17 protein-coding genes and 1 pseudogene are annotated in these 17,678 nt (G+C 72.6%); 7 read left to right on the top strand and 11 right to left on the bottom strand.

All coding sequences use genetic code 11. The annotated features are described in order from the left end of the window. Positions 1–75: 75 nt before the first annotated feature. The 9 genes from ElP_RS37085 to ElP_RS37125 all read right to left on the bottom strand — a co-directional run bounded on the left by ElP_RS37085 (position 76) and on the right by ElP_RS37125 (position 8,972). Complete coding sequence (locus tag ElP_RS37085) at positions 76–564, bottom strand: type IV pilin protein (protein WP_145279941.1); 489 nt, start codon at positions 562–564, stop codon at positions 76–78. Beyond that, positions 561–1,655, bottom strand: coding sequence for a type II secretion system F family protein (locus tag ElP_RS37090; protein WP_145279943.1), 1,095 nt, complete (start codon positions 1,653–1,655; stop codon positions 561–563). Before ElP_RS37090 ends, ElP_RS37085 begins: the two co-directional genes overlap by 4 nt. A gap of 19 nt (positions 1,656–1,674) precedes the next feature. Further along, positions 1,675–3,402 carry a GspE/PulE family protein gene (locus ElP_RS37095; protein WP_145279945.1) on the bottom strand — a complete coding sequence of 576 codons (1,728 nt, stop codon included), beginning with the start codon at positions 3,400–3,402 and terminating at the stop codon, positions 1,675–1,677. Beyond that, positions 3,399–4,217: a hypothetical protein gene (locus tag ElP_RS37100; RefSeq protein ID WP_145279947.1), complete on the bottom strand. Its 819-nt coding sequence runs from the start codon at positions 4,215–4,217 to the stop codon at positions 3,399–3,401. Before ElP_RS37100 ends, ElP_RS37095 begins: the two co-directional genes overlap by 4 nt. A 6-nt stretch (positions 4,218–4,223) precedes the next feature. Continuing rightward, positions 4,224–4,778 (bottom strand): acylphosphatase, encoded by a 555-nt coding sequence (locus ElP_RS37105; protein ID WP_145279949.1) that lies wholly within the window; start codon positions 4,776–4,778, stop codon positions 4,224–4,226. Positions 4,779–4,810: 32 nt separating this feature from the next. Next, positions 4,811–6,292: a hypothetical protein gene (locus ElP_RS37110; protein ID WP_145279951.1), complete on the bottom strand. Its 1,482-nt coding sequence runs from the start codon at positions 6,290–6,292 to the stop codon at positions 4,811–4,813. A gap of 198 nt (positions 6,293–6,490) precedes the next feature. Further along, positions 6,491–6,949 (bottom strand): type IV pilin protein, encoded by a 459-nt coding sequence (locus ElP_RS37115; RefSeq protein WP_145280048.1) that lies wholly within the window; start codon positions 6,947–6,949, stop codon positions 6,491–6,493. Positions 6,950–7,245: 296 nt separating this feature from the next. Next, entirely contained in the window at positions 7,246–7,686 is a 441-nt protein-coding gene (locus tag ElP_RS37120) for a type IV pilin protein (RefSeq protein WP_145279953.1), read from the bottom strand. A gap of 524 nt (positions 7,687–8,210) precedes the next feature. Then, positions 8,211–8,972 carry a DUF4058 family protein gene (locus ElP_RS37125; RefSeq protein WP_197447243.1) on the bottom strand — a complete coding sequence of 254 codons (762 nt, stop codon included), beginning with the start codon at positions 8,970–8,972 and terminating at the stop codon, positions 8,211–8,213. A gap of 200 nt (positions 8,973–9,172) precedes the next feature. Between ElP_RS37125 and ElP_RS39200 the strand changes: the two genes are divergently transcribed. The 4 genes from ElP_RS39200 (at position 9,173) to ElP_RS37140 (ending at position 11,456) form a co-directional block, all read left to right on the top strand. Beyond that, the gene (locus tag ElP_RS39200) at positions 9,173–9,322 is read left to right on the top strand and encodes a hypothetical protein (protein ID WP_197447244.1); all 150 of its coding nucleotides are present in this window, start codon (positions 9,173–9,175) and stop codon (positions 9,320–9,322) included. Beyond that, complete coding sequence (locus ElP_RS37130) at positions 9,310–9,657, top strand: hypothetical protein (RefSeq protein WP_145279957.1); 348 nt, start codon at positions 9,310–9,312, stop codon at positions 9,655–9,657. Before ElP_RS39200 ends, ElP_RS37130 begins: the two co-directional genes overlap by 13 nt. Positions 9,658–9,838: 181 nt before the next feature. Further along, a complete protein-coding gene (locus ElP_RS37135; protein ID WP_145279959.1) occupies positions 9,839–10,402 on the top strand; it encodes a hypothetical protein in 564 nt (187 codons plus the stop codon). Positions 10,403–10,976: 574 nt separating this feature from the next. Continuing rightward, positions 10,977–11,456, top strand: coding sequence for a reverse transcriptase family protein (locus ElP_RS37140; RefSeq protein ID WP_145279962.1), 480 nt, complete (start codon positions 10,977–10,979; stop codon positions 11,454–11,456). Here the strand turns inward: ElP_RS37140 and ElP_RS37145 are convergent. Next, on the bottom strand, positions 11,437–12,030 hold the full coding sequence (locus ElP_RS37145) for a transposase (RefSeq protein WP_145269658.1): 594 nt from the start codon (positions 12,028–12,030) through the stop codon (positions 11,437–11,439). The two genes, ElP_RS37140 and ElP_RS37145, sit on opposite strands and share 20 nt — an antisense overlap. A gap of 152 nt (positions 12,031–12,182) precedes the next feature. Further along, positions 12,183–12,593, bottom strand: a pseudogene (locus ElP_RS37150) (helix-turn-helix domain-containing protein); the annotation flags it as partial. 616 nt (positions 12,594–13,209) lie between these two features. On the opposite strand from ElP_RS37150, the gene ElP_RS37160 reads away from it, so the two are divergent. From ElP_RS37160 to ElP_RS37170, 3 genes are all read left to right on the top strand, one after another. Next, positions 13,210–14,471, top strand: a protein-coding gene (locus tag ElP_RS37160; RefSeq protein ID WP_390836329.1) for a transposase whose coding sequence is annotated in 2 segments (ribosomal slippage) — positions 13,210–13,540 and positions 13,540–14,471 — 1,263 coding nt in all. Because the reading frame shifts where the segments join, the coding sequence is not laid out codon by codon here. Between the two features lie 1,025 nt (positions 14,472–15,496). Further along, the gene (nusG, locus tag ElP_RS37165; protein ID WP_145279967.1) at positions 15,497–16,096 is read left to right on the top strand and encodes a transcription termination/antitermination protein NusG; all 600 of its coding nucleotides are present in this window, start codon (positions 15,497–15,499) and stop codon (positions 16,094–16,096) included. A 211-nt stretch (positions 16,097–16,307) separates the two neighbouring features. After that, positions 16,308–17,567: an FHA domain-containing protein gene (locus tag ElP_RS37170; RefSeq protein ID WP_145279969.1), complete on the top strand. Its 1,260-nt coding sequence runs from the start codon at positions 16,308–16,310 to the stop codon at positions 17,565–17,567. The last annotated feature ends 111 nt before the right edge of the window (positions 17,568–17,678 follow it).

A 17,678-nucleotide genomic window follows, 5' to 3' on the forward strand; every position in this document is an offset into this window, starting at 1 on the left:
CCTGCACCCCCGGCTCTTCGGAGCCGGGCCTCCCGGCCGCCGATCGCCCCATCGCCCCCCCCCTCCCCGGCTCGATCAGCGGAACCCCGGCCGGACGACCCGCCCGCCGGTGTCGACGACCTCGCCGGTGACGACCCCCGCCGCGTCGATCGCCAGGATGCCGCTGAAGCTGGTCCCGGACGCCCGGGCGGCGACCGCGTCGAAGGTGCCGTCGTTGTTGCTGTCGATCTCGTAGACGTAGGCGGGGTCGTTGTACATGGTGAAGGTCTTCCCGCCTCCCAGGACCTGGATCTCGCCGGCCTGCAGGACCCCCAGGGCGACCAGGTGGTCCGGGTCCGACGTGCTCGCCCGATTCTCCAGGTAGTAGAGCCGCTCGGCCGCCCAGAGGGTCCGCAGGTTGGCCGCCGCCAGGTCGGCCCTCGCCTGCTCGACCGAGGTGCGGTAGGAGGGGATGGCCATGGCGGCGAAGACGCCGATCAGGAGGGCCACGATCATCACCTCGACGAGGGTCGTCCCCGGGCGGCCCGCCCCGGGCCCGTCGCGTCGGCCGGGAGTCGGTCTCATTTGACGCCGCCGGACATGTTGAACATGGGGAGGTAGATCGACAGCATCATCACGGCGATCGCCGCGCCCATGCCGACGACGATGAGCGGCTCCATCGCCTTGGAGACCTTGGCGATGAGCGACTCCACCTTCTCTCTATAGTAGGGCGCGACCCGCTCCATGACGGCGGCGAGCTGGCCCGATTCCTCCCCGGTGCGGACCATGTTGACGATCATCCCGGTGAACAGCCCGCTCTCCTCGATCGCCGAGGCCAGCGACTGGCCCGAGGCCACCCGGCGGCGGGCCTGCTCCAGGGCGTCCCGGTAGTGGGGGTTGCTGCCGAGGATGCCCCGGAGCGTGTCCAGGGTCTCCAGCATCGGCACCCCGCTCTTGAGCAGCAGCGCCAGGTTGGAGGCGAAGCGGTACATCGTCGACTGCACGAGCAGGTCGCCGGCCGTCGGCAGGACCATGATCACGCCCAGGACCCGGCGCTTGCCGTCGTCGGTCCGGTAGTAGCGCCGGGAGAGGTAGGCGGCGACGCCGGCCCCCAGGACGATGTAGAGCCCGTAATGGACGACGAACTGCGAGGCGTTGATGACGAACTGGGTGATCTCGGGCAGCTCCGCCCCCATCTCCTTGAACATCCGGTCGAAGGTGGGGACCACGAAGCGGAGCATGGCCGCGATGGCCAGCGTGGCGACGCAGAGCAGGACGACCGGGTAGAACATGGCCCCCCGCATCTTCCGCCTCGCCTCCCGGGCCTCCTGGACCTGGGCGCTGAGCTCGCGGAGCACCTCGGCCATCCGGCCGGTGACCTCCCCGGTGCGGATCATCTCGATCCAGGAATACTCGAACGCCTCCGGGTAGTTGGCCGCCGCGGAGTGGAACGAGCTGCCGGCCGAGAGCCGGGCGGCGATCTCGCCGAGGATCTGGCGGAGCCGGAGGCTCTCGGCCTGCTCGGCCCCCATCTGGATCGCCTGCAGCAGCGGCGTGCCGGCGGCGACCAGCGTCGCCAGCTGCTGGAAGAAGGCGAGGATGTCGTCGATGCCCAGCTTCTTGCGGGGCTTGGTCGACACCCGGGCGTTGGCCGTCACCCACTCTTCGAAGACCATGGTCGTCCCCCGGGGTCGTTCACTCGTCGCCGGCCATCGCCACGCTCAGCGCCGCCTCGAGGCTGGTCATCCCGCGACGGGCCTTCTCGACGGCGTCGTGCACCAGCAGGTCGACCCCCTGCGAGCGGACGTACGACCGCAGCTCCGGCAGGGCCGTCCGGGCCTGGATCAGGTCGGCCAGGCCCGGGGTGACCCGGATCACCTCGAAGACGCCGATCCGGCCGAAGTAGCCGGCGCCCCGGCACTGGTCGCAGCCGACCGGCCGGTAGAGCGGCTGGCCCGGCTCCAGGCCGTAGCGCCGGGCCGTCTCCGGGTCGCACTCGTAGGGCGCCTTGCACGACGGGCAGAGCCGACGGACCAGCCGCTGGGCCTGCAGGAGCCGGAGCGTCGAGGCCAGCATGAACGGCTCCAGCTCCATGTCCTGGAGCCGGCTGATCGAGGACAGCGCGTCGTTGGTGTGCAGGGTCGAGAGGACGAGGTGCCCGGTGAGGGCCGCCCTCATGCAGATCTGGGCCGTCTCCGGGTCCCGGACCTCCCCCACCATGATGATGTCGGGGTCCTGCCGCAGGAAGGCCCGCAGGGCGGTGGCGAACGTCAGGTTGATGAGCGGCTTCATCTGCACCTGATTGAGGCCCTTGAACTTGTACTCGACCGGGTCCTCGGCGGTGCAGATGTTGGTGGTCGGCTCGTTCAGCAGGTTCAGGCAGGTGTAGAGGGTGGTCGACTTGCCCGAGCCGGTCGGCCCGGTCACCAGGATCAGGCCGTGGGGCTGGCGGATCGCCTCGGTGATGTCGGCCGCCTGCCGGGGGGAGAGGCCCAGGCCCTTCAGGTCCAGCGGGATCGCCGTCTTGTCCAGCAGCCGGATGACCATCTTCTCGCCGTAGACGGTGGGCATCGTGTTGACGCGGAGGTCGATCCGGCGGTCGCCGCTCTTCAGGGCGATGGCGCCGTCCTGCGGCACCCGCTTCTCGGCGATGTCCATGCGGCCGAGGATCTTCAGCCGGGAGACGATCGTGATGAAGACCTGGCGGTTGAGGACCTGGTACTCCTGCAGGCTGCCGTCGACCCGCATCCGGATCTTGCAGGCGTCCTCGAACGGCTCGAAGTGGATGTCGCTGGCCCCCGATCGGATCGAGTGCTCGAGGATCTGGTTGACCATCCGGATGACCCGGCCGTCCCGGCCCGGCGGCGGCGCCTCGTCGAGCACGAGCGTGCCGGCCCGGTCCTCCTCCTCGGCCAGGTCGCCGTCGAGGTCGGCCTGCTCGAAGCTCTCGGCGTCGGGGCTGAAGGCGGCGGCCGACCGGGTGGAGCGGAAGAGGTCCTCGATGAGCTGCTCGACGACCGAGAGCGGCGCGATCAGCGGCCGGACCCGGAGGCCGGTCAGCAGCTGGACCTCGTCGATGACCAGCATCTCCCGGGGGGTGATGAAGGCCAGGTCGAGCTGGTCCCCCCGGGTCGCCACCGGGGCGATCATCTGGTCCCGGCAGAGCTTCTCGGTCAGCAGCCGGGCCAGTTCCGGGTCGGGGGCGGGGACCTCGGGGCCGGGGTCGTGGAGCGGCACGCCGAGGTAGTCGGCGTAGGCCCGGGCCACGTCGACGTCGGCGACCACGCCGGCGGCGATCAGGGCGCGCTCGGTCACCTCGCCCCCCCGGACCCGGACCTCCCGGAGGCCCTCGGGGGTCAGGACGCCGCGCTGCATCAGTAGCTCGATCAGCAGCGCGCGGTCGTCGGCCACGGTCGCGTTCATCGGCCTTCCCCCCCCCCGAGCCCCGCGTCGATCGCCGCCGAAGACCGGCCCGGCGCCCCGGGCGGGGAGACCAGCAGGTCCAGCAGCGACCGGTAGGCCCCCGGCACGGTACCGCCCGACCGGGCGGCCACCTCCTCCAGCAGGCTCGGCCCCGGCAGGTGGACGCCGGCGGCGGCCAGCACCTGCCGGGCGTCGTCCAGGCCGTGGCCGATCCGCCCGGCGATCCCCGTCGCCGGCCCATCACCGGGCGCGTCCGCCGGGGCGTCGGCGGGCCGAGGGGCCCGGCCGGACATCTCCACGACCAGCGGGCCGGGCAGCCCGGGGCGGTCGAGCAGCACGCGGCCCGGCTCGATCCGGTCGACCGTCCAGCGGGCGCCCCCGACCTCGATCCGCTCCCCCTGCCGGTAGACCCGGCCGTCGATGATCGCCGCCCGCCTCGGGCCGGAGACCATCGTGGCCCCCAGGGTGAAGGGCGCCGGCGGCCCGTCCGGCGGCCCGGCCTTCGCCGCGGCCGTCGCGGGCCCGCCGTCGCCGTCGCCGTCGAGGCCCGATGCGCTCCCGGCGGCCCCCGGGGCGGCGTCCGGCGTCCCGGCGATCGTCGGCGGCGGGGGATCGGCCCCGGGCGGCAGGAACGGATTGCGATCGACGGGGGGCTCGAAGGTCGGCTTCAGCCAGCTGGCGTCGATCTTCGGCAGCTGGGGGGTCGGCGGCATCGGCGGCGGCTCCGGCATGACGTAGGGCCGGACGCAGTAGCCGACCGCCGCCAGGAAGGCGCCGAGCGGCCAGAGCTTGGCCATCGGGTTGGGGTTGGTCATCTCGGCTCAGCCCTCGATTCCCAGCAGCATCAGTTGCATCTCGTTGGTGGTCGCCCCCGCCGAGGCCGCCCGGCCGGTCACCGCCCGGGAGACGACCCGGACCGAGTCGACCCGGATCATCCGGGGGGAGCCCTCCAGCCATCGGAGGAACCGCTCCAGATCCGGGTACGGGCCCTCGATCACCATCCGGTGCACGGCCGCCCGGTACGGGCCGACCTTGGCCGGGGGCCTCGGCTCCAGCGAGATCAGCTTGATCGGGAACTGGCGGACCCCCCCCATCAGGAACGGGATCCAGGCGTCCCCCTCCTCCGGCTCGGGCAGCAGGCCGGCGTAGCGCCTCGCCTGGGCCCGCAGCTCGTCCACCTCCCGGGCCAGTTCCAGCCGCTCCCGCTCGGCGGCGACCCGCTCCTCGTCGTCGACGATCGCCTTGTGCAGCGGCGTGTAGGCGGCCCCGTACCAGGCGGCCAGCAGCACCCCGTTGAGGGCCATGCCCAGCCGGGTCGGCTGGTGCAGCAGCTTGCGGAGCCTGGCCCTCGGGCCGGCGGCGTTGGGCTCGATCATGGCGCATCACCCCCGACTTCTTCGCCGGTCGGTCAGTTCTTCTCGGGCAGGCAGAGCACGGTGAAGGAGGCCGACGGCACCTTGCTCGGCCCGGAGGCCCCCCAGCGCAGGCCGGCCATGCTGACGTCCGGCAACGCCTCGCTCAGCACCGGGCTGTCCCGGAGCGTGTCGACCAGCCCCTCGACCTCCGGCGAGATCGCCCCGCCGCTCGGGATCGGCGCGTCGACGGCCAGCACGAGCGACCGCTTCGAGTTCTTGTTCGACTTGCCCGGCTCGGTGAACTCCGCGTTGGCGTCGATGTTCGTGACCGTCATCCCCGAGGGCAGCCGGGCCGCCACCTCCCGGACGCAGTCGGTCCAGAGGATCCGGGTCGACAGGTAGTGCTCGATGGCCGAGGCCCGGTTCATCAGCTCGGTCTGCTCCTTGCGCAGGTCCTTGGCGCCGAGGTCCTGCAGCCATCGGAACTCCGTCTGCTCGACCCGCAGGGCCGCGTACGACTGCTCCAGGCGGCTGCGGTGGTCGAACATCATCAGCGTGGCCGTCGTCAGGGTGACCGCCTGGGCGCAGAGCTGGCCCCAGGGGATCAGGCTGAGCACCGGCTCCGGCGGCCTGAGGTGCCGGGCCAGGTTGAAGGTCGCCTCCTGGGACTGGCAGCCCAGGGCCAGCCCCGAGGCGATCTCCGCCGCCTCGTAGCCCGGCCCGGGGTGCCGGGAGACCCGGGCCGGGACCCCCGCCCAGGAGGCCGGGTCGTCCACCCCCTGCAGGTCCGGCCTCCCGTGGATCATCACCGCCGCCGGGGCCGCGTCGGCGCCGTAGACGCGGTAGCTGTTGGCGATGAACCGATAGGTCGACAGGACCGCCTTGGCCTCCGTCCCCGGCTCCAGGGTGAAGTAGCGCCACATCAGCGGGGTGTCGGCCGCGGTGAGGACCGCCAGGGCGTGCTCCTTGCCCAGGAACACCCGGAGGGCCGTCGGGCAGCGCCGGGGCGTCTTGTGCCGGGCCACCGCCGTCCGGAGCAGGCCGCAGGGGGCCGGCTCGACCTGGTGGGGCCGCACGCCGCAGTCCTCCAGCGCCTCGAGGGTCGGCGCCATCGCCTTCTTGCGGCAGGCGGCCACGCTGGCCAGCGGCCGCCGGCCCGGCTGCCATCGGATCGCGTCGACCTCCATGTGGTCGATGTTCAGGTTGGCCGACTGGAGGATCTCGTGCAGCAGGACCTGGGGGGACTGGTCCTCGGCCGCCCGCTGCCCCTGCACCGGCCGGGTCGAGAAGAAGACCCCCATGCCGGGCATCCCCACGGCGATCGGCACCCGTCGCCACTCCCGGCCGGCCCGGAGCGGCTCGATCAGCCGGCGGATCGCCGCCGTCGGCGACCCCGGATCCCTCGGCTCGACCCGGCGGTCGACCTCCACCGGGCCGAGCGGCGTGAAGGCCATCCGGCAGAGGGCGACCTCGCGGTCGCCGACGTGCAGGCCGATGGCCCTCCGCCTCGGGAACTTCGCCAGCATCGCCTTCATCGGGGGGGCCTCGGGTCGGGTCGATTCGATTCGAGGGGTGGGAGGCGGCCGGGCGGGCCGGTCAGCGGACGAGGCCCGGCGCCCGGGTCGGGCGCCGGGCCTCGTCGGGAGGTCCGCGACGTCTGGTCGCCGTCCCGGCCCCCGGCCGGCCGACGCCCCGATCGGGCGGGCCGGCCGGGCGTCCGCGCCGGATCGCGATCAGGTGGTGCTGCCGCCGATCGGGTTGATCTCGGCGTCGATGGTGCTGTTGACGGCGTCGTAGCCCTGGTCGGTGAAGGTCACCTCGTACGCCCCGTAGCCGGCCGACGAGCCGGAGCGCGTCAGCGTCAGGGTCCACGAGTCCTCCAGGTCGGAGGTGCCGCCGGGGCCGATCGTGCCGATGCTGAAGTACTTGGGCGTGGGGGCCTGGATGTCCAGGTCGCCCTGGTCGCTGGCGTAGGTGCCCTCGCGGGCGTGATACCGCTCCTGGGCCGTGCGGACGGCGCTCAGGTAGGAGAAGGCCTCGGCGGCCTTGGACCGCTCGACGGACTGGAGGAAGCGCGGGACGCCGAAGGCGGCCAGCACGCCGATGATCACGACGACCACCGCCAGCTCCACCAGCGTGAAGCCCCGCCGGGGCTTCGAGACGGATCGACGTGTCTGCTGCTGCTGCTGCATCGAACTCACCCCTCATCTCATTGAGAACCCCCGGCACCCCGCGACGCCGCCGCCCCCGGGTCTCCCTCCCGATGGCGGACGGGGCACCCGATCCCGGGGACTCCGGCCCGATGGCCCGACCCGCTCGTGCCGTTCGAACGCCGATGCCGGATCCCGGGGCCCGCCGCGGCTTGCCGTCGGTCATCCCGGCGAGGCGAGGGGGGCCACCTCGCCGATCCCCGGAGAGGGCCGCCCCGACGCCCGGCCGGCCGACGACGGGGCGTCGGCCGGCCGGGCGATCTCGCGGCGGGCTGGGATCAGGTGGTGCTGCCGCCGATCGGGTTGATCTCGGCGTCGATGGTGCTGTTGGCCGCGTCGTAGCCCTGGTCGGTGTAGGTGACCTCGTACGCCCCGTAGCCGGCCGACGAGCCGGAGCGGGTCAGCGTCAGGGTCCACGAGTCGGCCAGTTCGCCCGTGCTGCCGGCGGCGACGGTGCCGACGGTGAAGTACTTGGGCGTGGGGGCCTGGATGTCCAGCGTGGTCAGGTCGCTGGCGTAGGTGCCCTCGCGGGCGTGATACCGCTCCTGGGCCGTGCGGACGGCGGAGCAATAGGCGAAGGCCTCGGCGGCCTTGGACCGCTCGACGGACTGGAGGAAGCGCGGGACGCCGAAGGCGGCCAGCACGCCGATGATCACGACGACCACCGCCAGCTCCACCAGCGTGAAGCCCCGGCGGGGCTTCGCAACGATCTGAGACATCTGCATCAATGGCCCCTTTCTCTCGGTGAGAACCCCCGGCACCCCGCGACGCCGCCGCGCGCTCGTGGCTCGATCCCCTCGCTCGCGGCGGCCCTCGCCCGACGTCGGGCGGCCCTCGGCGTTGCCCGTCTCGCGTCGGCTTCGTCGCCCCGCCGATGCCGGTATCAGTGCCGCTGCCGGATCTCTAGGTTCATCAACGCACGCTGTCAAATCGCCCCGAAAGGATTGCCGCGACGACCGCGCCGCCGACGGCCGTACGGCCGCGCAGTCCGCCCGGGGAGCCTCGGCCGGGCGGGCGACGTCGCGGGACGCTCGGGCCGTCGGGGGCGGCCCGTCGGTCGTCGGCGCCTGTCCCGGGCCGCCTGCAAGGGGAGGCGGTCATGCCGCGATCACGTCATTGCGCGGTGATCCGGCGTCTCGTCAGAGAGCCGACGAGCATGGTGTCCAAAGGACAGGGCGGGACAGGGCAGGGTTCGGCGCGTGACGACATCGTAAAACGCCCGACCCCGGGGGACGCGCGGGCATCACGCCCGGTTCGGCAGGAGCTGCTGGGCCCACGCCTCCTCGTCGGGACCCAGTGGCGGTTGCGGTCGCCCCTCGTAGGCGTATTGTGCATAGCGGCCGGCATCGTAGACCCGGTGGAGCAACTCCTGGAGGTCGAGCGTCGCGTCCCGGTCCGGGGAGCGGAGCGGGACCGGGATGATGGGGAGCCGCTCCCGGAGGCCGATCGGCCAGAAGTCCGCCTCGGGGCGCCGCTCGGCCCGGCTGACCGTCACCGAGTAGTCGCAGCCGGGTCGATCCGGGGCGGGCATCGGGTCGCCTCCCCGGAGCAGGTCGATCTCGACGAGGTGCGCGGTGCTGGCGAGCACCAGCTCGCGCTTGCGCAGGTACTGATCGCGGTGCCGGCCCTTGTTCGTGGGGCTCAGGAGCTCCAGAACGGTGACCAGCTCCCGGGCGGAGCGGTCGCGTACCTCGAGATAGGCCTGATACTCGACGTCGGGCCAGGGCAGGCGGATGCGGGCCGGCGCCTCGAGCACGGCGAGGCTCGGCCCGGCGGGGACGGGCATGCCGCCCGGCTTGACCCCGACGTCGGCCCTGGGGCCGGCGCGATGGGCCGACTCCGGGGCGTCCTGGACGTAGAGGTGCTCCTCGATCTTGACCAGGTAGCGCGGGTCGACCTGGTCGGCGATCGTCTCGGCCAGGCGGTCGATGAGCCGGTGGTGGAGGTCGGGCCAGACGTCGTCGCGTTCGAGGAACGGGTTCATGCCCGGGAACGGTGATGGCATCGTCGTCCTCCGCGCCTCGGCCTCGGGCATGGGGCGCCCGCCCCTTCCGGTCCGCTCGGCCGGGGACGGGGGACGGCCAGGGTCGTTCCCCTCGCTCCCGGACCCAGACTACCACGACGCCGGGCCCTCGGACAAAGCCGGGCGGATGAGGCGCGCACGGCGATCGGCCCCGATGAGATCGTCGCGAGGGCGGGAGGGCCGTGCTGGCCGCGGAGCGACCGATCAAGAGCCCGACCCACGTCCAGGTCCAGGACCTGATGCTGAACATCCTGTACCCGGTCCCGCCCGACGGCTGGCACGTCGCCTTCGGCTTTCCCCGGGTACTGGGGCGCACCACATGCCGGATGTGAGCCTGGCGGTGCTCCGGGGGGCGCCCGGCTCCTTGCCCGACCGGCATCTGATGGGGGCTGAGGCCGGCCTGGCCGTCGAGATCTTCGACCCCGGCCCGGGCGACGACCTCGTCCCGGTGATCGCCGCCTTCGCCGGGAGCGTGCCGGCGCCCTGGGTCGTCGACCTTTGCGGCATGCGGATCGAGGCCCAGGCCGAGCAGGTCGGTGGCGAGTGGCCGGCCTGCCGCCAGGTCCAATCCTACGAGCGCGACGAGGCGATCCCGCTCGTTCTCGACGGCCGGGTGGTCGCCGAGCTGGACATCACCGGATTGCTGCTGCCATCCCCCGTCACCTGAGCATCTGCCTCGCATGCCACCGCCGTCTCCGGCCGAATCCCGATCGGTCCACGCAGGGTCGTGCCTGAGCCCGCTGGCGTGGCCCATTCCCCCGGGGCCGGGATGGGGCGAGAATCGAGGCACGTACATCGGGGCCGTCCTCGTGTGCCCCGTCGCCCGTGCCCGATCACCGGGAGGCCACATGGACATCACGCTCGACCAGCTCCGAGCCTGGCTGCTCGGGCGGGCCGACTCGCCGACCTCGGCGGCGATCGGCGAGGCGCTGGATCGCGAGGATCGCCGGCTCGCCGCCCTGTTCGTGCGAGTGGGGGACCTGGGGGAGAGTCGCGGAGGGCGGCCGCCCGATGGGGTGCTCGACGCGGCGCGGACCGGGGATCGGATGGCCTGCGATCACCTCGTGCGGCTCCGATCGCAGGTCGGTCGGCTGGGGGAGCCGTGGGGCCGGGAGGAGGCCCTGTTCGAGATGGCGCGGGCGGAGGATCGGGCGGCCTGGGAGCGGGTCTGCCGGGCTTGCCTCCCCTGGGCATATCGGGTCGAGCTGCGGAGGCTGGGGCCGGGGGGGTGGCGGCCCCCGGAGCTGGCCGAGCTCACGGAAGAGATCCTGGCCGATCTCCCGGGGCCCGTCGAGGCGATGCAGTTGCCGTCGCTCTGGGCCCTGAGGTCGTTGCTGCGGGTGCTCATTGCCCGCCGCCTGAGCGAGATATGGCGACGGAAGAACCGGGCGCCGCGGTCGGCCAGGATGTGACGGTTGCACGGATTAGCGACCGTCCGATAATCAACATTAAGTTGAGCGACGTGGAAAGGTGCGGGTCATCCGGTGGGTGCAAGTCCCACCCGGCCAACTCGATCGCTCCAGCCGGAAGCTATCGGAGCGGCGGCAGAGCTAACGAAGCCGTCGGAGCCTCCGAGACAACGGGTCGCCCCGGCGACTCGGCGAGCAGGCAGGCCGTAACGCGCGTGAACGCCGAGCAGGCCCCGAGAGAAATGACGAGGGGGCCGACCCGCCGACATAACGGGGAAGGCCGCCGCCGCTGGCGAGAAATGAGGCGGTGCAAGGGCCGCCTCACGAGCGATCCGACCCAGCGGTCCCTCCGGGGTAGTGGCGACGGCATGCCGGCACAGGGAGACCCGGCACGACACGTGAAGCCCCGCGCGGTGGCGGACGTGACCGCCGACCCGAAGCCCGTGAGGGCCGGGCCGGTCCGCCCGGGGTGAGGGACAGGCCCGTAGTACCGTCGAGGGCGGGTAATTCCTGCGGAGGGAAGGGGCCCGAGTCCGAGACCAGCGTCCGAAGGGGCATGAGAGCCGGGAGATTGGCCGTGAGCCTACCACCTCCACCGAAGGTTCAGGAGTCCCAGGAGGCGTTGCACGCCAAGGCGAAGGGATCGCCCGGCTATCGGTCCTACGCGCTGTACGACAAGATGTACCGCAGGGACGCCCTGGGATGGGCCGACGCCCGCTGCCGTGCCGACGGCGGCGTGCCGGGGGTCGATCGCCAGACATTCGCGGACATCGAGGCGTACGGCCTGGACCGGCGGCTGGGCGAACCGGCGGCGGGATTGAGAGCGAAGTCGTACCGCCCCCAGCCGGCCCGGCGCGTGTTCATCCCGAAAGGCGATGGCAAGCGACGACCGCTGGGCATCGGTACGATCCGGGATCGCGTGGCGCAGATGGCCGTGGTCCCGGTCTTGGAGCCGATCTCCGAGGCCGACCTGGGGCCGGAGCAACACGCCTACCGGGCAGGGCTCTGGAGGTGGACTGATGCGTCGGCTAAGTGGTTCATCCGGCAAGTCGTCTGATACCGGGGACGGCCGCGATGCCCGGCCGGCGGCGCGGCCGGTGTCGCCGTCGGCGGCCCCAGACGAACGGATGCCGATGCCCGTTCCAGTAGGCCGTCGCCTCCTCGGCTGCCCGGCAGACTTCCTCCCAGGTCTCGAACCGACGCCCCTTCAGCGCCAGGCTCCGCGGGACCTCCCACCAGGGTCCGATCAGGTTCAGGTACGCCGCGTACACCGGCCGGGAGACGAGCCCCCACCGCGGGTGAGCCGACGCGAACGGCAGCACATCGGTGGCCCGATGCGCCTGCAGGTTGCCCACGATCGCATAGACGCGTCCCGCCTCCGCCGGGACCCATCCGTCGACCCGGGCGAGGAAGTCGGCCCGGCTCGCCGCACTCCGGCTCGGGTACGGGCGGGTCATCGCCTCGCCGGTGGCCGGGCGGAACGCGCCGAAGATGTACCCCTCGCCGCGGCGGCCGTAGTCGACCTCCTGCCGGGCTCGTTCGGCCGCTCGGGCTTGTCCTTCGGCCCCCGCCCGGGGTTCGGCCCGGACGAGTCGCTGGCCCGGGAAGCTCTTGGCGCTCTCCGGCCCCATCTCGTCGGGGCAGACGACGACGGAGCCCGGCGGCGGCGGCGTGTGGAGCCGTTCGATGATCCCCGTTTTTCGGCGAAGGCGGGATCGACCCGCTCGCCGAACCAGGCCCCCTGATGGCGCCAACGCAGGCCCTCGGCCAGGAGGAGCTCGTCGATGCGGCTGCGCCGGATCGGGATGCCCCTCTGCTCGTTGAGGTAGGCTTGCAGGCGATCGGGCGCCCGGCACGCGAGAGGCAGGCCCAGGCTCCTCGGGTCGGTCGACGCCGCGGCGATCACCTCGGCGCGTCGCTCGGCCGTATAGGTCGGTGGGCGCCCGGCCCGGGGCTGGTCCTCCAACCCGTGGAGCCCGCGGTCATCGAAGCGATGGCTCCAGGTGTAGACCGTCGGCCGGGAGACGCCCAGGCCCTCGGCGACCTGGCTGGGTCGCCTTGCGTCGGCGATGGCCAGGAGGATCCGGGCCCGCTCGACGAGGCGGGCCTGGGCGGTCCGAGAGGACGCAAGCTGTTGGAGGGCCTGACGTCCCTCGGGGGTCAGTTCGCGGGGCGTGACTTGGGTGAGGGTCATGGGTGCACCTCCCTTCGCGCGAAGGCCACACCCCTCCTACGTCAGACCGCGGGCGTCAGTCCTCTTGCCGGATGCACCACTTAGCGGTAAAGCAGCAGGCGGGTTTCAGCGCTTCGGGTCCGTGAGGTCGGAGGTTCAAATCCTCTCGCCACGACTAAACGCAAGTCATTCTCAAATAATAGTTTAAAGATATCTTCACCGTGAGGATGTGCGGCCCTAAAGCTGACGCCAAAGCGCTACTTGTAGCTCTTTCGACCAGCCGGGTGCCGTCCGTCTCCGCTTCCCACCGCTCCCCTCCCTGGTTTCGGCTCCCTCTCTTATCGGGCCAGCCTGGGGTTCGTATCTCTTCCTGAGTGCGATTGGGATTTCTATCCGGTTTCTCCCGGATGAGCGAACAAGAAGCGATCGACACGCGATACGAGCCTGAGGCTGGTTGAATGCGTCTCCAGGGATGCTTACAGCCAGGATCGCTCTCATGCGCCCGCGTCGCGTCCCCAAGTATCGCCATCTCAAGGCCAAGGGCCTGGGGTTGGTCGAGATCAACGGCAAGCGAATCTACTCCTTCGCCTGAGATTTTCTCAGGGCACTCTCATGGGCCATAATGGCCCAGCAAGGAGTGCCCGAGGTGACCCAGAATCGCAGCACACCTGAGTCGCCCGATCGGGGCCGCTTCCCCGCCAGGCGGAAGGCCGAGGCCGTCGTCCGCCTGCTCCGGGGCGAGGACCTCGACACCCTCTCCCGGGAGCTGGGCGTCACCGCCGCCACCCTCTCCTCCTGGCGGGACGGCTTCCTCGACGGCGGCACGGCGGCCCTCGAGGGCCGGCCGGCCGACGACCGGGACCAGCTGATCGCCCGGCTCCAGGCCGAGGTCGGCCAGCTGACGATGGATCGCCAGCCGCTCGGCATGAGGTGCCGGCACCTGGAGGGCGGCCGCCCTTTCGCGTCGGGGAGGCGGAGCACCTGAGCCGGTCCGCCTCCCCCTCGACCGGCAAGCGGTACGGCATGCAGCGGGCCTGCCGCATCTTCGGCCTGGCCCGCGCGACGGCCGACGCCCTCAAGGCCCGGGAGGCCGTCCCGCCGGAGCAGCGGCCGGCCCCCGGGAAGCGGGGGCCGGCCGGGGCGGCCGGGGCGGCCACCGACGAGGGGCTGGTGGTCCACATCCGCCGGGTGCCGGCCGAGAGCCCGTTCACCGGCGAGGGCTACCGCAAGGCCTGGGCCCGCCTGCGGCCTCAGGGCATCCGCACGGCGTCCGGGCGGGTGCGGCGGCCGATGCGGGGGCACCACCTCCGGGCCCCCCGCCGGGGCGGCCACGCCCGCGGCCCGAAGGCCCACGACGGCACGATCACGGCCGAGGAGCCGGACGCGCTGTGGGGCACCGACAGGACCACGACCGTCACCACCGGCGAGGGCGCGGTGCACGTCTTCGTGGCGGTGGACCACCGCACGTGCGAATGCGTCGGCCTGCACGCCGCCAAGCGGGGCGACCGGTTCGAGGCGTTGGGGCCGCTGCGGCAGGGGGTGCGGGGGCACTTCGGCGGCTTCGGGGCCGGGGTCGCCCGTGGGCTGACCACCCGCCACGACCACGGGAGCAACTACCTCGGCGACGACTTCCGGCGGGAGCCGGCCTTGCTGGGGATGGCCAGCGCGCCGGGCTTCGTGCGGGAGCCGCAGGGGGACGGCCGCGCCGAGCGGTTCATCCGCACGCCCAAGGGGCAGCTGCTCTGGGTCCGGACGTTCGCCCCGGTGGCCGAGTTGGTCGAGGCGTTGGGCGAGTTCGAGCGGACGTACGACGAGCGATGGCAGATCGGTCGCCACGGCCACAGGCCGCCGAGCCAGGTCCGACGGGACCGGAACGGTGGCGTCCCGACAGCGGCGTGAGTAGCCTCAAGTCCCCGTCCAGAGAACTCAGGGCGATACAGCCTGCACGAGCTGGCCCCCTGCTCTTCGACGACTGATCCGCAGCCCGGCGATCAATCCGGAGCCCGGGACCCGGTCGGTCCTCTCGCCCCTGACCGGGCCGAGGTGCCCTCGGACGGGGAGGACCGCCCGTCAGTCGAAACGTCGAGCGGGGCCGGCCCCGGCGGGTCGACGCCTCGCCGGGCGGCCCGTCCGGCCCGCCGCGGCTGCGGCCCCATCGCGGCCCAGGCGCCCCTGCCCTACCGGGCAGGCCAGGGCGACCGGGGAACCGCCCCCTTCAATCCCGTTCAACAGTTCGACAACCGTGAGATGGTGGCCTGACGAGGACCGCTACTAGCAAAGGTCAGGATAATACCCCCCTCGGATGATCGGCAGGCCGTCATGTCCGAGGCGCCGCGGGGACGCCCCGACGACGGCGGGCCGTGGAACGGCCTCGAGGTGGCCGTCCGCGTCGGGGCTGGCGGTGGCTGTGGCGGCCGGACCTGTCTTCGGTCGCGGTTGAGGGCCGCCCGGTGGGGGAGTAGGGATGGGTGAAGCCCAGCAGCCCGGCCAGACCGGCCCAGGGGTGGCGCGCCCGGCGGGTGATGGCCGCGAGTCGGCCTAGCGGTAGAGCAGGCCGAGGAAGGTCAGGGCCATCAGGCCGGCGGAGGGGTGGCGATACCGCAGGTTGCTCAGCATCCGGGAGGCGAACGGGGGCGAACCGGAGGCGGAGGGAGTCATGGGCAGGAGACCATCCCGGGAAAGGAGACAATCCCGCCCGTCAACAAGGTGGCAGCCGAGATGGGCGTTGCAATCGTCCTGCCCTGGGAGCAGATCCCCTGGCCTCCGCGGGGGCCGTCGCCTTATGATCGCAAGGGTCGATCGTCTCAAAGATGAACGCCCCGGCCGATCTCGCCCCGAGGCTCCCGGCGCGCAGCCGACAGGAGGGCCGAGGCGAGACGGGCCTGCACCCGGTCACCCCCGATCCGACGGAGATGACCCCCGCCATGCCGCTCCTGCCCGCCGAGCCGGACCTCTACCCGCCCGACCTGTTCGATCGGCCGGCCCCCGACCCCGTCCCCGAGCCGGACGCGGCCCCCGGCGACGAGGACGAGGCCGCGAGGTGGTGGTGCTTGCACACCAAGCCTCGCCAGGAGAAGGCCGCCGCCCGGTTCCTCCGTGAGCGTCGGCTGGCCCACTACCTGCCGCAGGTCTTCAAGGAGAGCCGCACGCCCGGCGGCCGCAAGACCCGATCGGTCATCCCCCTGTTCCCCGGATACCTGTTCCTGCTGAGCGATTCCCGGCAGCGGATCGAGTCCTTCCAGGGCGGCCAGCTCGTCGCCGTCCTGGCGGTCGACGACCAGGGGAGGATCCAGGTCGAGCTGGCCCAGATCCACCGGATGCTCTCCTCCGGCCTGCCGGTGGCCCCGGAGCCAACGTATCCGGTCGGCAGCCGGGTCCGGATCCTGAGCGGGCCGCTGGAGGGGCTCGTCGGGATCGTCACCCAGCGCGGCAACCGCGACCATTTCGTCGTCGCCGTCCACTTCCTGGGCCGGGGGGCGGCCGTCGAGCTCGAGGGCTGGCGGATCGAGCTGGCCCGCGACTGATCGCCCGGGTCCCCACCGTCCCCGGGCGGTCGACGCATCGGGGAGGAGTCCCGGGGAGAACCGGCCGACCGATCGGGGCACGATCGGCCCGGATCGGCTATCGCCGGCTTCCCGGGGCCGCGATAATGGGGCTGGGCGAATGCTGCACGCATGAGCCATTCGATCGCAAGCCGCAACGGGGACGGGGCCTGTCGCCGTGGATCGAGGGTTGATGCAGCGATTCTGGGGGGTCTGCGGGGCAGTCGGGCCGCTCGAGGTCCGGGCCGACGACGGGTCGGGCGCCGGGGAGATCCGTCGCGTCGTGCGGACGCCCTTCGTGGTGATCGGCCGGGATCCGAAGGCCGACATCGTCCTCGACCACGACGCGATCAGCCGCCGACACGCCTACCTCCAGGTGGTCGCCGGCCGGATCTTCTGGGTCGACCTGGGGAGCCGGGCGGGGGTCGCCCAGGACGGGGTCGTCGCCCCGATGGGATGGCTCGGGCGCGGCGAGGCGATCGACCTCGGTCCCTTCCGGGTCGTTGTCGACGTCCTGGGGACGACCGGCGACGACCCCGACGGCCGGCCCAACCCGATGACCGACCGGGGGCCGGCGTCGTGGCCCGACGCGGCCCTGGAATTCCCGAACCACCCCGGGGGCGCGGCCCGATGGCGGATCGGCCGGATCCTGACGCTCGTCGGCCGGTCGACCGACTGCCGGTTGCGGATCGACGACGACGGCGTCTCTCGGTTCCATTGCGCCCTGGTGCGGACGCCCGAGGGCCCCTGGGCCGTCGACTTGCTCAGCCGAGAGGGGATCCGCCTCGAAGGAGCCCGGGCCCGGATCGCCCGGCTCGATCCGGGGGCGAGCTTGCACGTCGGCCGCTACCGGATGATCGTGAGGCCGGCCGACCCGCCCCGGCCCTGCAGCAACGACGACGCCCCGGCAAGCCTCCCCCGCCTCCCCCGGGACCAGCTCCCCGAGGTCGCCCGCCGTCGACGCCCCCCCGCCCCGGTCATCGACCGTCCGGTCGTCGAGCTGCCCGGGATGGCCGGCCGGCCCGGCGACCTGGAAGCCTACCTCGGCCGACTCGAGCAGATGCAGCTGCAGATGTTCGAGCAGTTCCACGAGGCGATGATGACCATGTTCCGGACCTTCGGCGCCATGCAACGCGACCAGATGGACCGGGTGGGCGAGGAGCTTGACCGGATCCGGGAACTCGGCCTGGAGTTGCGCTCGTTGCAGTCGGGCGATCGGCCGGCGGGCCCGCCCCCCCCCGGCCCGGGGCCCTCCCCCGGGGCGCCGCCATCGGCCCCTCGGGAGGGGGACACCCGGTCCCCATCCTCGCCCTCGCCGCCCGACCCGACGGGGGGTGCGGCCGGCCGCGACCTGCACGACGCGATCTGCCAGCGGATCGCCCGGCTCGAGGCCGAACGGCAGAGCCGATGGCGTCGGATCATCGACCTGATCTCGGGGGGGGCGGGGCCGTGACCGCGTCCCAGGCCCCCTGCCCCGTCGACGACCGGAGGCATCGTTGCCGGGGGGCCCGCCCTGAACGCCGTGGCCAATCCCCGGCCGGCCCGATCGTCCGCAGTTGAACAC

Source organism: Tautonia plasticadhaerens (assembly GCF_007752535.1).
GTDB lineage: Bacteria > Planctomycetota > Planctomycetia > Isosphaerales > Isosphaeraceae > Tautonia > Tautonia plasticadhaerens.